The following is a 14344-nucleotide window of genomic DNA, read 5'->3' as shown; positions in this document are numbered from 1 at the left end:
CTTCGTGCGTCCGGGGTCACCAGATGCGCACGCGCTCCTCGGGGGCGAGGTAGAGCGCGTCGCCCGGCTGCACGTCGTAGGCGTCGTAGAACTCGTCCACGTTGCGCACGACCCCGTTGCAGCGGAACTCGTTGGGCGAGTGCGGGTCCGTCGCGATGCGGCGCACGACCTCCTCGTCCCGGCCCTTCGACTGCCACACCTGGGCCCAGCCGAGGAACACGCGCTCGATGCCCGTGAGCCCGTCGACGACGGGCGCCTCGTCCAGCGGACGGCCGAGCGCGATGCGGTAGGCCTTGAGCGCGATCGACAGGCCGCCGAGGTCGCCGATGTTCTCACCGATGGTCAGCGCGCCGTTGACGTGCGGGCCGTCCTCGCCGAGCTGGGCGGGGCGGTACGCGTCGTACTGGGCGACGAGCGCCGTCGTGCGCTTCTCGAACTCCTCGCGGTCGCGCGCCGTCCACCAGTCCTCGAGGCGGCCCGCGCCGTCGTACTTGGAGCCCTGGTCGTCGAAGCCGTGACCGATCTCGTGGCCGATCACCGCGCCGATGCCGCCGTAGTTCACGGCGTCGTCGGCCTCGGGGTCGAAGAACGGGGGCTGCAGGATCGCGGCGGGGAAGACGATCTCGTTCATGCCCGGGTTGTAGTAGGCGTTGACCGTCTGCGGTGTCATGAACCACTCGTCGCGGTCGAGCGGGCGCCCGATCTTGCCGAGCTCGCGGTCCTGCTCGAACGCGTGGGCGCGGCGCACGTTGCCCACGAGGTCGTGCGCGTCGACGACGAGCGCCGAGTAGTCGCGCCACCGCACGGGGTAGCCGATCTTCGGCGTGAAGGCCTCGAGCTTGGCGAGCGCCTTCTCCTTCGTCTCGTCCGTCATCCAGTCGAGCGTCGTGATCGACTCGCGGTAGGCGGCCACGAGGGAGGCGACGAGCTCCTCCATGCGCGCCTTGTGCGCGGGCGGGAAGTGCCGCGCGACGTACTGCGCGCCGACGGCCTCGCCGAGCGCGCCCTCGACGACGGAGACGGCGCGCTTCCAGCGCTCGCGGACCTCCTGCGCGCCCGACAGGGTGCGCCCGTAGAAGTCGAAGTTCGCCTCGACGAGGTCCTCGGAGAGGTAGGGCGCCCGGGCGGTGACGAGGTGGTACACCATCCACAGCTTCCAGTCCTCGAGCGGCTCGCTCGCCCAGAGCTCGGCGAACCCGGCCGCGAAGTCCGGCTCGCGGACCACGACGTCGTCGAGCGAGCCCTGCGGCGCGCCGAGCGCGAGGACCCAGGCGCGCCAGTCGAACCCGGGGGCCTCCTCGACGAGCGCGGCGAGCGTCCGCGGGTTGTACGTGAGGTCGGCGTCGCGGTCGCGCACGACGTCCCAGTGCTTCGCGGCGAGCCTCGTCTCGAGCGCCATGATCCGCTCGGCGGCGTCCTCGGGCGTCGCGCCCCACGTCTCGGACGTGACGCCCGCCAGCGCGAGCATGCGCGCGACGTGCGGCACGTACTTCTCGCGGACGGGGGCGTACTGGTCCTCGCGGTAGTACGCCTCGTCCGGCAGGCCGAGCCCGGACTGGTAGAGGTAGGCGACGTACCGCTCGGGGTCCTTCGCGTCGTTGTCGACCCAGAAGCCGACGGCGCCCGCGCCGCCCGTGCGCTGGAGGGCGCCGAGCGCCCCGGTGAGCTCGGCCTGCGTCGTGGCGGACGCGATGAGCGCGAGGTCGGGCTGCAGCGGCGTGGTGCCGAGCGCCTCGATCCGCTCGGTGTCCATGAAGCTCGCGTAGAGGGCCCCGACCTTCGCCGCGTCCGGCCCGACGTCCGCCCCGCCTGCCGCGACCTGCTCCCCGAGGTCCGTGATGATCTCGCGGACGTGCACCTCGGCCTGGTCGTAGAGCGCCCGGAACGCGCCGTCCATCGCGCGGTCGGCGGGGATCTCGTGCGTCGCGAGCCAGCGGCCGTTGACGTGGCGGTACAGGTCGTCCTGCGGGCGGACCGCGGGGTCCAGCGCGTCGAGGTCGATGCCGGAGCGCGCCGCGTCGGCCGGGCCGGACGAGGACGGAGGCGTGGACGTCGGGGAGGTCTGTGTCATGCGTCTCAGGCTACGGCCTCACCCCGGCGGCGAGGGGGCCCGCTGGGGCATGATGAGCCCATGCGCGTTCACCTCGCCGCGGACCACGCCGGCTACGAGCTCAAGACCCATCTCGTCGAGCACCTGGGGGCGGCGGGCCACGACGTCGTCGACCACGGTGCCCACACCTACGACGCGCAGGACGACTACCCGTCGTTCTGCTTCGCGGCGGGCGAGGCGGTGGCGGCGGAGCCCGGCTCGCTGGGCGTCGTCATCGGTGGCTCGGGCAACGGCGAGCAGATCGCGGCGAACAAGGTCGTCGGCGTGCGCGCGGCGCTCGCCTGGAACCTGGAGACCGCGCGCCTCGGGCGCCAGCACAACGACGCGAACGTGGTCGCGGTGGGCGCGCGCCAGCACTCGGTGGACGAGGCGGTCGCGCTCGTCGACGCGTTCCTCGCGGAGCCGTTCAGCGGCGACCCGCGCCACCAGCGCCGCATCGACCAGCTCGCGGCGTACGAGGCGGCGCGCGGCACCTCGGCCTGACGTGCCCGAGGGCCACACCGTCCACCGCCTCGCGCGCGCCTTCGGCGAGCTGTTCACGGGCGAGCCGCTCGCGGTGAGCAGCCCGCAGGGCCGGTTCGCCGCGGGAGCCGCCCTGCTCGACGGCCGCGTGTTCGTCGCGAGCGAGGCGTGGGGCAAGCAGATGTTCCTCGGCTTCGCGGAGCCGGGCGGCGCGTCCGACGACGTCCGCTGGCTCCGTGTGCACCTCGGCCTCTACGGAGCGTGGACGTTCGCGGGCGACGGCAGCACCGCCGTCGTGCACGCGATCGGCGCGCCGCGGCGCCGGATCGGCGAGCGCGAGACCGTCCCGGCGGGCCCGGGGGACACGGCGTCGCAAGGGCCCGACGACGCCTGGTCGCCCCCGCCGCCGCGCGGCGCCGTGCGCGTCCGGCTCGTCGGCGCGCACGCGGTCGCGGACCTCACCGGCCCGACGGCGTGCGAGGTCGTCACGGACGACGAGAAGCGCGCGGTCGAGGACCGGCTCGGGCCGGACCCGATCCGCGACCCGGGCCCCGGCGAGCCCGACCCGCGCGACGCGTTCGTCGCCGCGGTGCGGCGCTCGCGCAGCCCCGTCGGGCTGCTCCTCATGAACCAGGACGTCGTCGCGGGCGTGGGGAACATCTATCGCGCAGAGGCGCTGTTCCGGGCCGGGCTCGACCCGATGCGCCCCGGTCGCGACGTGCCCGCGGAGGACCTGCGGAGCCTGTGGGACGACCTCGTCGTGCTCATGCACGACGGCGCGCGCACGGGCGCGATCGTCACGACGCGCCCCGAGCACCGCGACGACGGCGCGGGGGAGGCCCCCGACGAGGCGGCGACCGGGCGGCGGCGCGTGCGGCAGAACACGGACGTCGCTCCCGGCGCCGTGCCCGCGGACGAGGCGTTCTACGTGTACCACCGCGACGGGCTGCCGTGCCGGGTGTGCGGCACGCCGGTGCTCCTCAAGGAGCTCGCGGGTCGCAACCTCTTCTGGTGCGGCGTCTGCCAGACGTGACGGCGGGCGCACCCGGGACCCGGGTGCGCCCGACCGGTCAGAACACCCAGCTGCACACCGGGGCGACGGGCCAGCCGAGGGCCGCGCTCGTGCGCGCGAGCGCGCCGGGGGAGTGCTCGGTGACGAGACCTGCCGCGCCGAGGGCCGCGAGCGACGTCCCGCCGAGGTAGGCGGCGCCGAGCTCGCGCACGTCGAGGGAGACGTCCGCCGCGTCGTCGGTCCGCTCGGCCGTCGCCGGGCCGAAGGCCTCCGCCCGCAGCCGCCAGCGCCCCGCGTTGTCGGGCAGGCGCTCGTCGGTCACGTGCAGCACGACGTCGACGTCCGCCGCGTACCGGCGCGCGGCGAGCGCGCCGGGCACGTCCACGACCCGCACCCAGAGGTTGTCCGCGAGGCGAGGCGACGCGGAGCGCGGGTCCACGAGCAGGCTCGTGACGACGTCGTCCACCGGCAGCATGAAGGGCGTCACCTCGTGCGTGAGGTCGAGGTCGGTGAGCACGCCCCACAGCGCGCGGGCGGCCGCGGCGTCGAGCGCGACGACCTCGCCCGTGCTCACCGGGCCGCGCGGGCCCGTCGCCTCCCAGGAGAGCTTGCGGTGGAAGCGCGCGTACCCGCGCGGCTCGCCGTCGAGCTCGACGATGGCGATGCGCGTGGGCTCGCGGTCCTTGCGCCAGACCTTGGCGTCGTCCCAGAACGTCGCCTGGAGCTCGGGGGTCTCGCGCGTCGCCCACCCCGGACGGTTGATACCGGCGCCCTGGCCCGTCGGGTCGGCGCCCGCGCGCTCGTGGATCGTCGCGACGAGCTCGCCGTGCCGCGCGCGGTCCGCGCGCTCGATGCGGACGGTGTGCCGCTCCGCGCCCGGGACGTCGCGCAGCGCGACGCCGCGTGGGACGGTGAGGCGCACGTCGTCGGCGGCCTTGCCGTACCCGAACCGGCCGTAGATCGCGGCCTCCGCCGCGAAGAGCGCCGAGACCGGCTCACCCCGCTCGCGGCACCGGGCGAGGTGCGTGTCGATCATCGCGCTGAGGATGCCGCGCCGCCGGTGCGCGGGGTGGACGCCCACCCAGGTGAGGCCCGCGACCGGCGCGGTCGCCCCGGGGACCGGGAAGCGCGTGAACGGGTACGACGCGTGCATCCCCACGAGCTCGCGCCGCACGGGGCGCGCGCCGTCGACGGGCGGCGCGTCCACGTCCTCGTGCTCCACGGTTACGCCGAGCGCGCGCTCCCACGTGAGCGGAAACGGGAGGTCGACGAGCTCGTCGACCTCGACGGGCGAGGGGAACGTGGTGGTGTCGAGGTCGAGCACGTCGCGCAGGTCGGCGGACGTGAGGGGGACGAGCTCGTAGCCGTCGGGGAGGCGTGCGGGTCGGTGGTCGCTCATGCCCCCGATCCTCCTGTCCCGGGCCGTGCTCGCGCCAGGACATTCGCGACGGCTAGGGTCGGGCGCCATGGCACGACGCACCCCCGGACGCGGCGACGACGACCGCGCCGACCCGCGCGCGCTCGCCCAGGAGTACGCGACCGCGGTGCTCGACCTCGTGCGGCGCGTCCCGCCCGCACGGGCCATGACCTACGGGCTCGTCGCGGAGATCGTCGGGGAGTCGCTGGGGCGGGGCGGCCCGCGCCAGGTCGGGCAGGTGCTCGCCGGGTCGTCCGGGGTGGACGACGACGGCGCCCCGGTGCCGTGGTGGCGGATCGTCAACGCGGCGGGGTCGCCGCCCGCGCACCACCTCGACGCGGCGCTCGCGGAGCTCCGCGCCGAGGGGTGCCCGCTGTCGCGAGACGGGCGTCGCGTGGACCTGCGCCGGGCCGTGTGGTTCCCCGGCGCGGACGGCTGACCGCGCGGCGCCGGGCCGGTCAGCCCGGGGTCGGGGCCGCGAGGAGCGGGGCGAGCGTCTGCACGGCCGTCGCGTCGCCCTGGACGAGGAGCGTCGTCACCGCCGTCTCGCGCCACGCCGCGAGGTCGCGCGCGATCTTCTCGGGCGGACCGACCAGCGCGACGTCCTCGACCATCGCCGTCGGGACGGCGGCGGCCGCGAGGTCCTTGCGGCCCGCGAGGTAGTGCGCCTGGATCTCGTCGCACGCCTCGGCGTACCCGAGGCGGTCGAGCGCGTCGCGGTGGAAGTTCGCCCCCTTGGCGCCCATCCCGCCGACGTACAGCGCGAGGAACGGGCGCACCTGGTCCGCGGCCTGCTCGACGTGCTCGCGCACGACGACGGGGACGGTCGCGCTCACCTCGAACGCGGACTCGGGCGAGCGCTCGGGCGCGCGGCGCGCGAAGCCGTCCGCGAGGAGCTCGCGGAACGTCGCGTCCATGCGCGGCGAGTAGAACAGCGGGAGCCACCCGTCCGCGATCTCGGCGGCGAGCGCGATGTTCTTCGGCCCCTCGGCCGCCAGGTGGATCGGGAGGTCGGCGCGCAGCGGGTGGACGGTCGAGCGCAGCGGCTTGCCCAGCCCCGTCCCGACGCCGTCGGGCAGGGGGAGGGGGTAGTGCGGGCCGGACGACGTCACGGGCGCCTCCCGGCGCAGGACGTCGCGCACGACCTGCACGTACTCGCGGGTCCGTGCGAGCGGCCTCGCGTACGGCTGGCCGTACCAGCCCTCGACCACCTGGGGCCCGGAGACGCCGAGGCCGAGGACGAACCGGCCGCCCGAGAGGTGGTCCATCGTCAGCGCGGCCATCGCCGTCGCGGTCGGGGTGCGCGCGGAGACCTGCGCGACGGCGGTCCCGAGGCGGATGCGGGTCGTGCGCGAGCCCCACCACGCCAGCGGCGTGAACGCGTCGGAGCCGTAGGCCTCCGCGGTCCAGACCGAGTCGACGCCGAGGCGGTCGGCCGCCACGATCGCGTCCTGGATGCCGTCGGGGGGACCGGCGGACCAGTAGCCGGTGTGGATGCCGAGGCGCATGCGCGCTCCTCCTCGTCGAGGGTCGTGGTGCCGGGACCGGCTGCCACGGACGGGCGGCTGCGGCCGGCGGTGAGCGGGCGGTACCCGAGGGCGCACCGGGCAGGGGGTATCCGGTACGCGCGGTCTCAGGTACCGCCCACGACCACACTAGCCGATCCGAGGTCGCACTCGGCGTCCTCGTCAGATGACGTACTCGATGAGGAGCGACGGGTCCTCGACGGCCTCCCGCGCGGCGGGCGCGCCCGCCGGCATCCGGACGGTGGCCGGCACGCCGACGGCGACCGCGCCCGCGGGCACGTCCTTGACGACGACGGCGTTGGCCCCGACCTGGACGTCGTCGCCGACCCACACCGGGCCGAGGATCTTCGCCCCGGCGCCGACGACGACCCGGTCGCCGAGCGTGGGGTGCCGCTTGCCCCGCTTCATCGAGCGCCCGCCGAGCGTCGACGTGTGGAACAGCACGACGTCGTCGCCGACCACGGCCGTCTCGCCCACGACGACGCCCATCCCGTGGTCGATGAACAGCCGTCGGCCGATGCGCGCCCCGGGGTGGATCTCCACGCCGGTGAGCGCGCGCGCCGCCTGCGACACGAGCCGCGCCGGCAGGCGCAGCAGCGGCTCGCGCCACATGCGGTGCGCGAGCCGGTAGGCCCACACGGCGTGCACGCCGGGGTACGCGAGAGCGACCTCGAGGCGGCTGCGCGCGGCGGGGTCCCGCCGTCGGGCCGCCTCGAGGTCCTCGCCGAGCACGCGCACGAACCGGCGCAGCCGGTGGCCGGCCGTCCGTGCGCGGGGGTGGGGGTCGGTCACGTCAGTCCAGCAGGTCGGCGTAGAGGACGGAGGACAGGTAGCGCTCGCCGAACGACGGGATGATCGTCACGATGAGCTTGCCCGCGTTCTCGGGACGCGCGGCGAGCTGCAGCGCGGCCGCGATCGCGGCGCCCGACGAGATCCCGACGAGCAGGCCCTCCTCCTTGGCGGCGCGGCGTGCGTACTCGACAGCGGTCTCGGCGTTGACGTCGATGACCTCGTCGTAGACCGAGGTGTCGAGGATCTCGGGCACGAAGTTCGCGCCGATGCCCTGGATCTTGTGCGGGCCGGGCTGGCCGCCGTTGAGGATGGCCGACTCCTCCGGCTCGACGGCGACGATCTGCACGCCGGGCTTGCGCTCCTTGAGCACCTGGCCGACGCCCGTGATGGTGCCGCCCGTGCCGATGCCCGCGACGACGATGTCGACCGCGCCGTCGGTGTCGGCCCAGATCTCCTCGGCCGTCGTGCGGCGGTGGATCTCCGGGTTCGCCTCGTTCGCGAACTGGCGGGCGAGGATCGCGCCCTCGCGCTCGGCGACGATCTCGTCCGCGCGACTGACCGCGCCCTTCATGCCCTCGGAGCCCGGCGTGAGGATGAGCTCGGCACCGAACGCGCGCAGCAGCGCGCGGCGCTCCTTCGACATCGTCTCCGGCATCGTCAGCACGACGTCGTACCCGCGCGCCGCACCCACCATCGCGAGCGCGATACCGGTGTTGCCGGACGTCGCCTCGACGATCGTCCCGCCCGGCTTCAGCTCGCCGGACGCCTCGGCGGCGTCGATGATCGCGACGCCGATGCGGTCCTTGACCGAGTTGGCGGGGTTGTAGAACTCGAGCTTGCCCACCACGGTGGCGCCGAGGCCCTCGGTGAGCTTGTTGAGCCGGACCAGCGGGGTGTTGCCGACGAGCTGCGTGACGTCGTCGTAGATGCGTGCCATGTCTTCCTCTTCTGTCGACGGCTCGGGGTGAGCCGGGTGGGGGTACCGATGGGGAGCGGGGCGCGCCCGGTGGCCGGGGTCCAGCGTCTCGCGGGGGCGGCGCGGGCGCGCGCGGGCGACGGGACGGGCTCGGGCGGGACGAGGGGCGTGCGCGGGCGTGCCGGGGGGCACGCGGGGACGGCCGTCGTCAGCGGCAGCCGAGACAGCGACAACAGGAGGTGCGCGGCGCGGCGCGGTGCAGCGATGCAGGACGCGCGGTCGTCGCGGTCATTCCTCGCTCCTCCTGGTCGGTCGCGCCGGGGGAGTCGCCCGGAGCTCCGGGCGGGCCGACGGCGCGCGTGCCCCGAGGCTATCGGTCCGCGGCGCGGCCCTGCAACGCCGTCCGCGGCGCCCGGGAACGACGACGGGCGCCTCGCCGGGGAGGCGGGGCGCCCGTGGGGTCGTGGGACGAACGGAGCGGGCGACGGGAATCGAACCCGCGTAGCCAGTTTGGAAGACTGGGGCTCTACCATTGAGCTACGCCCGCGCGGGCCTCGGCTCGCCCGGCGGTCGACCTGTGCGGCCGCCCGGGACGGCGTGCCACCGACCTGCGGCCGCCACCCTAGCAAACGTCGGCGGGCCGCCCGCGCCGCGGCGTCCCCCACGCGGCGGCCCGTCGGTCGCGCACCGTCCCGCCAGTACACTTGCCCCTGGTCCGCCCGCCGTGGCGGACGACGGGGTGTGGCGCAGGTTGGTAGCGCGTCCGCTTTGGGAGCGGAAGGTCGCAGGTTCAAATCCTGTCACCCCGACCTTCGCGCGGCGCCCTGCGGGGCGCCGCGGGACGTCGTCGACGTCCGGGCCGCCCTGGCGGTCCCGTCCCCGGGGAGGTGCCCGTTGACCCCGTCCTCCGCGACCGCCGGTCCGGCAGCCCGCGTGACCCTCGCCGCGCTCGTCGCCGCGGGCAGCGGTGCGGTCCTCTCGCTCCAGGGACGCCTCAACGGCGACCTCGGTGCCGCGGGCACGGGGCCCGTCCTCGCCGCGTGGCTCTCCTACGTGGGCACCCTCCTCGCGACCGTGCTCGTGGTGGTCGCCCGCCGCCGCGTCCGGTCCACGGTCGCCGTCGTGCGCTCGTCCGCCTCGTGGTGGTGGTTCGCCGTCGGGCTGTGCAGCGTGCCGATCGTCGTCGCGATGGCCGCCGGGATCCCTCTCGTCGGCGTCGCGGTCGCGTCCGTCTGCTCCGTGGCCGGCCAGACTGTCGCCGGGCTCGCGCTCGACGCGCGGGGCGTCGGGCTGCCCGCGCCGCTGCGGCTCACGCCGCGTCGTGCGGGCGCCGGCCTCGCGGCGCTCGCCGGTCTGGGCATCGCGGTGCTCGGGAGCAGCGCGGGCGGTCCCGGGTGGGCGGTCGTCGCGGCGGGTGCGGCGCTCTTCGTGGGCGGCGCGGTGCTGTGCGGGCAGCAGGCGGGCAACGGCCGCGTCACGCAGCTCACGGGCGACCCTTTCGTGGCGACCCTCACCTCGGTCACGGGCGGGCTCGCCGGGATCACGCTCGTGTGCGCGCTCGGCGTCCCGTTCGGCGTGCTCGACGGCGTCGTGCTGCCCCCGCAGTGGTGGCTCTACCTGGGCGGGCCGCTCGGGACGGTCGTCACCGTCGCGGCCGCGTTCGCCGTGCGCCACCTCGGCACGTTCGTCCTGACGCTGACCGTCGTCGGGGGCCAGATGGTCATGGCGGTCCTGCTCGACGTGCTCGGCGTCGTGGGGCTGCGGTGGCCGACCGTCGTCGCGACCGCGGTCGTCGCGCTCGCGGTGCTGCTCGTCGTGCCGAGGCCGCGACCCCGGCCCGGATCGAGGTCGGGTCCGGGGTCAGGATCGAGGTCGGGTCCGCGCGTCGGGCGCGCTTGACCGCTCGCGTACGATGGGACGGTTGCCCGTACGCCCGCGTGCGGTGCCGTCCCCGGCCGCCTGCGGCCCGCCCCGATCAGTTGGAGATCATCGAAGTGAAGAGCGCCGTCGAGACCCTGGACCCCACCAAGGTCAAGCTGACCGTCGAGGTGGAGTACGACGAGCTCAAGCCGAGCATCGACCACGCCTACAAGCACATCGCGGAGCAGGTGAACATCCCCGGCTTCCGCAAGGGCAAGGTCCCGCCCCGCGTCATCGACCAGCGCGTCGGCTGGGGCGCCGTGATCGAGCACGCCGTCAACGACGCGCTCTCCGGCTTCTACCGCCAGGCCGCGAGCGAGGAGAACCTGCGCCCCCTCGGCCAGCCCGAGGTCGAGGTCACCGAGATCCCGGCGAAGGCCGGCGAGGGCCAGCTGGTCTTCACCGCCGAGGTCGAGGTCCGCCCCGAGATCACGCTGCCCGCGCTCGACTCGCTCGCGATCACCGTCGAGCCCGCCGAGGTCACGGACGAGGACGTCACCGAGCGCCTCGACGCGCTGCGCGAGCGCTTCGGCACCCTCGTCGGCGTCGACCGCCCCGCGGCCGAGGGCGACTTCGTCGTGCTCGACCTGAAGGCCGAGATCGACGGCGAGGAGGTCGACTCCGTCTCCGGCGTGAGCTACCAGATCGGCTCGGGCAACATGCTCGAGGGCCTGGACGAGGCGCTCACCGGCCTGTCGGCCGAGGAGACGACCACGTTCAACGCGCCGCTGGCCGGCGGCGAGCACGAGGGCAAGGAGGCCGCGGTCACCGTCACCGCCACCTCCGTAAAGCAGCGCGACCTCCCCGAGGCCGACGACGACTTCGCCCAGCTCGCCTCCGAGTTCGACACGCTCGAGGAGCTCACCGCAGACCTGCGCGAGCAGGTCGCGAGCATCAAGACGTCGAACCAGGCCGTCGCCGCGCGCGACGAGCTCCTCAAGGCGCTCAACGACGCCGTCGAGATCCCCGTCCCCGCGGGCGCCGTCGAGGCCGAGGTGCACCGCCACCTCGAGTCCGAGGGCCGTCTGGAGGACGACACGCACCGCGCCGAGGTCACGGTCGAGGCGACGGACGCCCTGCGCAACCAGATCCTGCTCGACACCCTCGCCGAGCAGCTCGAGATCAAGGTCGCGCAGAACGAGCTCCTCGAGTACCTCGTGAGCGCCTCGCGCCAGTACGGGATGGACCCGAACCAGTTCATCCAGTCGCTCGACCAGGGCGGGCAGATCCCCGCGATGGTCGGCGAGGTCGCGCGCTCCAAGTCGCTCGCCGTCGCGCTGCGCCAGATCGAGGTCAAGGACACCGCCGGCAACGTCGTCGACCTGACCGAGTTCATCGGCTCGGACGACGAGGACGCCGCCGCGGACGAGTCCCTCGAGGACGTCGCGGGCGAGCCGGTCCAGGAGGCGCTCGTGGACGACTCGGCCGCCCCCGCCGCCGACGCCCCGGTCGAGGACGACGAGAAGGACGCGACGAAGGCCTGACGCGTCGCCGGCCCCCGGCCGGACGGTCCCCACGACGGCCCGCACCCTCCGCGCGAGGGTGCGGGCCGTCGTCGTCGGGGAGGGGCGTGGTGCCTGGTGCGCCGTCAGCGAAAACGCGGCCTGCCGGGACGAACGGCGGGCACGGACCGCGTTAGGGTCACTGCAGCACGGCTGGACCGGGACGCCGTCCCGGCCGGCCAGGGCAGCGCAGGCGGGGGCGACCCGCGGGAGCGACGAAGGAGATGGATGTGAACGAGCTGTACCTGCCGTCCGACGCGACGGCCCCGGTGAACCGCGCCGAGGGTCCGGGCCTCGGACTCAACGACTCCATCTACAACCGGCTCCTCAAGGAGCGCATCATCTGGCTCGGCTCGGAGGTGCGCGACGAGAACGCGAACGCCATCTGCGCCCAGATGATGCTGCTCGCCGCGGAGGACCCGGACAAGGACATCTGGCTCTACATCAACTCGCCCGGCGGCTCGATCACGGCCGGCATGGCGATCTACGACACGATGCAGTACATCCAGCCCGACGTCGCGACGATCGCCATGGGCATGGCGGCGTCGATGGGGCAGTTCCTGCTGTCGTCCGGCACCAAGGGCAAGCGGTACGCGACGCCGCACGCGCGCGTCATGATGCACCAGCCGTCCGGCGGCATCGGCGGCACGGCGACCGACGTGCGCATCAACGCGCAGCTCATCATGCACATGAAGCAGGTGCTCTCCGAGCTCACGGCCGAGCAGACCGGCAAGCCGCTCGAGCAGATCCTCAAGGACAACGACCGGGACAGCTGGTTCACCGCGCAGGAGGCGCTGGAGTACGGCTTCATCGACCACGTCGTCACCAACGCGTCGTCCGTGACCGGCGGCGGCGGCACCACGGGTTCCTGACCCCGCACCGGACACCAGACTTCACCGAGGAGAACCCGTGAGCTTCAGCGCCGAGTCCCAGTACCTGTCCACCGCCCAGCGCCTCGCCGGCCCCGCGGCCCGCCCCGGCGGCATCGCCCTGCCGGGCGGTGCGCCGTCCGCCCGCTACGTGCTCCCGCAGTTCGAGGAGCGGACGGCCTACGGCTTCAAGCGCCAGGACCCCTACACCAAGCTGTTCGAGGACCGCATCATCTTCCTGGGCGTCCAGGTCGACGACGCGTCCGCCGACGACGTCATGGCCCAGCTCCTCGTGCTCGAGAGCCAGGACCCGGACCGCGACGTCATCCTCTACATCAACTCGCCGGGCGGGTCGTTCACCGCGATGACCGCGCTCTACGACACGATGCAGTACATCAAGCCCCAGATCCAGACGGTCTGCCTCGGCCAGGCGGCCTCCGCCGCGGCCGTGCTGCTCGCCGCGGGCCAGCCGGGCAAGCGGCTCGCGCTCCCCAACGCGCGCGTGCTCATCCACCAGCCCGCGATGGAGGGTGGCGGCTACGCGCAGGCGTCCGACATCGAGATCCACGCGAACGAGCTCATCCGCATGCGCGAGTGGCTCGAGGACACCCTCGCGCTGCACTCGGGCAAGTCGGTCGAGCAGGTCCGCCAGGACATCGAGCGCGACAAGATCCTCACCGCCGAGCAGGCGAAGGAGTACGGCCTCGTGGACCAGGTCCTCGAGAGCCGCAAGGCCGTCGCGGTCAACAAGCCGTGACCCGGTCCGCCTGACCACGCGCCGCGCCGCCGTCCCCGCCGGGGTCGGCGGCGCGACACGTTGCGCCCCGTGCGGAGAGCCCACCTGACAACGGGGGCCCCGTGGTGTGGAATGGGGAGCAGGACCCGCTCGGCCGTGCCCGGGCCCCGCGCCGTCGAACCCGACGGGCGGAGGACCGGTCACCGGGACAAGGAGACGCGTAGTGGCTCGTATCTCAGACGGTGCCGACCTGCTGAAGTGCTCGTTCTGCGGCAAGTCGCAGAAGCAGGTCAAGAAGCTCATCGCGGGCCCCGGCGTGTACATCTGCGACGAGTGCATCGACCTCTGCAACGAGATCATCGAGGAGGAGCTCGCCGAGGCGACGGAGCTCGGTCTCACGGAGCTGCCCAAGCCCAAGGAGATCTTCGAGTTCCTCGAGCAGTACGTCATCGGCCAGGACGCCGCGAAGCGGGCCCTGGCCGTCGCCGTCTACAACCACTACAAGCGCGTGCAGGCGGGCGAGCAGGCCAAGCCCTCGAACCCGGACGACGCGGACTACGTGGAGCTGGCGAAGTCGAACATCTTGTTGATCGGTCCGACGGGGACGGGCAAGACGTATCTGGCGCAGACGTTGGCGCGGATGTTGAACGTGCCTTTTGCGATCGCGGACGCGACGGCGCTCACCGAGGCGGGGTATGTCGGTGAGGACGTGGAGAACATTCTGTTGAAGCTGGTGCAGGCGGCGGACTTCGACGTGAAGAAGGCGGAGACGGGCATCATCTACATCGATGAGATCGACAAGGTGGCGCGGAAGGCGGAGAACCCCTCGATCACGCGGGACGTGTCGGGTGAGGGTGTGCAGCAGGCGTTGTTGAAGATCATCGAGGGCACGTCGGCGTCGGTGCCGCCGCAGGGTGGTCGTAAGCATCCGCACCAGGAGTTCATCCAGGTGGACACCTCGAACGTGCTGTTCATCGTGGCGGGGGCTTTTGCGGGGTTGGACGACATCGTGGCGGCGCGGGCGCGCAAGCGGGGTGTGGGGTTTGGTGCGCCGATCGAGACGGGTGCGGGGGAGGACCTGT

The 14344-nt window shown here is 73.8% G+C and carries 13 protein-coding genes and 2 tRNA genes; 9 read left to right on the top strand and 6 right to left on the bottom strand.

Translation table 11 applies throughout. The features are described from left to right. Positions 1 to 16 precede the first annotated feature (16 nt). Positions 17 to 2071 carry a M13 family metallopeptidase gene (locus tag B9L22_RS18080; protein WP_086151409.1) on the bottom strand — a complete coding sequence of 685 codons (2055 nt, stop codon included), beginning with the start codon at positions 2069 to 2071 and terminating at the stop codon, positions 17 to 19. A gap of 60 nt (positions 2072 to 2131) precedes the next feature. Here B9L22_RS18080 and B9L22_RS18075 point away from each other — a divergent pair, with 60 nt between their 5' ends. Further along, entirely contained in the window at positions 2132 to 2593 is a 462-nt protein-coding gene (locus B9L22_RS18075) for a ribose-5-phosphate isomerase (RefSeq protein ID WP_086151408.1), read from the top strand. 1 nt (position 2594) lies between these two features. Beyond that, a complete protein-coding gene (locus B9L22_RS18070; protein ID WP_086151407.1) occupies positions 2595 to 3605 on the top strand; it encodes an Fpg/Nei family DNA glycosylase in 1011 nt (336 codons plus the stop codon). 37 nt (positions 3606 to 3642) lie between these two features. Here the strand turns inward: B9L22_RS18070 and eis are convergent, their stop codons facing one another. Next, complete coding sequence (eis, locus tag B9L22_RS18065) at positions 3643 to 4983, bottom strand: enhanced intracellular survival protein Eis (protein WP_086151406.1); 1341 nt, start codon at positions 4981 to 4983, stop codon at positions 3643 to 3645. Between the two features lie 67 nt (positions 4984 to 5050). Here eis and B9L22_RS18060 point away from each other — a divergent pair, with 67 nt between their 5' ends. Beyond that, positions 5051 to 5440, top strand: a complete 390-nt coding sequence (locus B9L22_RS18060) for an MGMT family protein (protein WP_086151405.1) — start codon at positions 5051 to 5053, stop codon at positions 5438 to 5440. 19 nt (positions 5441 to 5459) lie between these two features. Here B9L22_RS18060 and B9L22_RS18055 read toward each other — a convergent pair whose 3' ends face one another. From B9L22_RS18055 to B9L22_RS18040, 4 genes are all read right to left on the bottom strand, one after another. Further along, complete coding sequence (locus tag B9L22_RS18055) at positions 5460 to 6509, bottom strand: LLM class F420-dependent oxidoreductase (RefSeq protein WP_086151404.1); 1050 nt, start codon at positions 6507 to 6509, stop codon at positions 5460 to 5462. 180 nt (positions 6510 to 6689) lie between these two features. Further along, positions 6690 to 7319 carry a serine O-acetyltransferase EpsC gene (epsC, locus tag B9L22_RS18050; RefSeq protein ID WP_051028395.1) on the bottom strand — a complete coding sequence of 210 codons (630 nt, stop codon included), beginning with the start codon at positions 7317 to 7319 and terminating at the stop codon, positions 6690 to 6692. A gap of 1 nt (position 7320) precedes the next feature. Then, positions 7321 to 8256, bottom strand: a complete 936-nt coding sequence (gene cysK / locus B9L22_RS18045) for a cysteine synthase A (RefSeq protein WP_021482934.1) — start codon at positions 8254 to 8256, stop codon at positions 7321 to 7323. 455 nt (positions 8257 to 8711) lie between these two features. After that, positions 8712 to 8782 (bottom strand) — tRNA-Gly (locus tag B9L22_RS18040). Between the two features lie 188 nt (positions 8783 to 8970). Here B9L22_RS18040 and B9L22_RS18035 point away from each other — a divergent pair. The 6 genes from B9L22_RS18035 to clpX all read left to right on the top strand — a co-directional run. Continuing rightward, a tRNA-Pro gene (locus tag B9L22_RS18035) sits at positions 8971 to 9044 on the top strand. 85 nt (positions 9045 to 9129) lie between these two features. Further along, the gene (locus B9L22_RS18030; RefSeq protein ID WP_086151403.1) at positions 9130 to 10134 is read left to right on the top strand and encodes a DMT family transporter; all 1005 of its coding nucleotides are present in this window, start codon (positions 9130 to 9132) and stop codon (positions 10132 to 10134) included. A gap of 95 nt (positions 10135 to 10229) precedes the next feature. Then, positions 10230 to 11639 (top strand): trigger factor, encoded by a 1410-nt coding sequence (gene tig / locus B9L22_RS18025; RefSeq protein ID WP_086151402.1) that lies wholly within the window; start codon positions 10230 to 10232, stop codon positions 11637 to 11639. Positions 11640 to 11881: 242 nt separating this feature from the next. Beyond that, a complete protein-coding gene (locus B9L22_RS18020) occupies positions 11882 to 12529 on the top strand; it encodes an ATP-dependent Clp protease proteolytic subunit (RefSeq protein WP_044144211.1) in 648 nt (215 codons plus the stop codon). Between the two features lie 37 nt (positions 12530 to 12566). Beyond that, a complete protein-coding gene (locus B9L22_RS18015) occupies positions 12567 to 13283 on the top strand; it encodes an ATP-dependent Clp protease proteolytic subunit (protein ID WP_021482022.1) in 717 nt (238 codons plus the stop codon). A gap of 202 nt (positions 13284 to 13485) precedes the next feature. Beyond that, positions 13486 to 14344, top strand: an 859-nt coding sequence (gene clpX / locus B9L22_RS18010) for an ATP-dependent Clp protease ATP-binding subunit ClpX (protein ID WP_143317376.1), incomplete at its 3' end; no start/stop codon positions are given.

This window comes from Cellulosimicrobium sp. KWT-B (genome assembly GCF_002127155.1).
Lineage (GTDB): Bacteria > Actinomycetota > Actinomycetes > Actinomycetales > Cellulomonadaceae > Cellulosimicrobium > Cellulosimicrobium funkei.
This window is presented reverse-complemented; position numbering and strand designations above follow the sequence as displayed.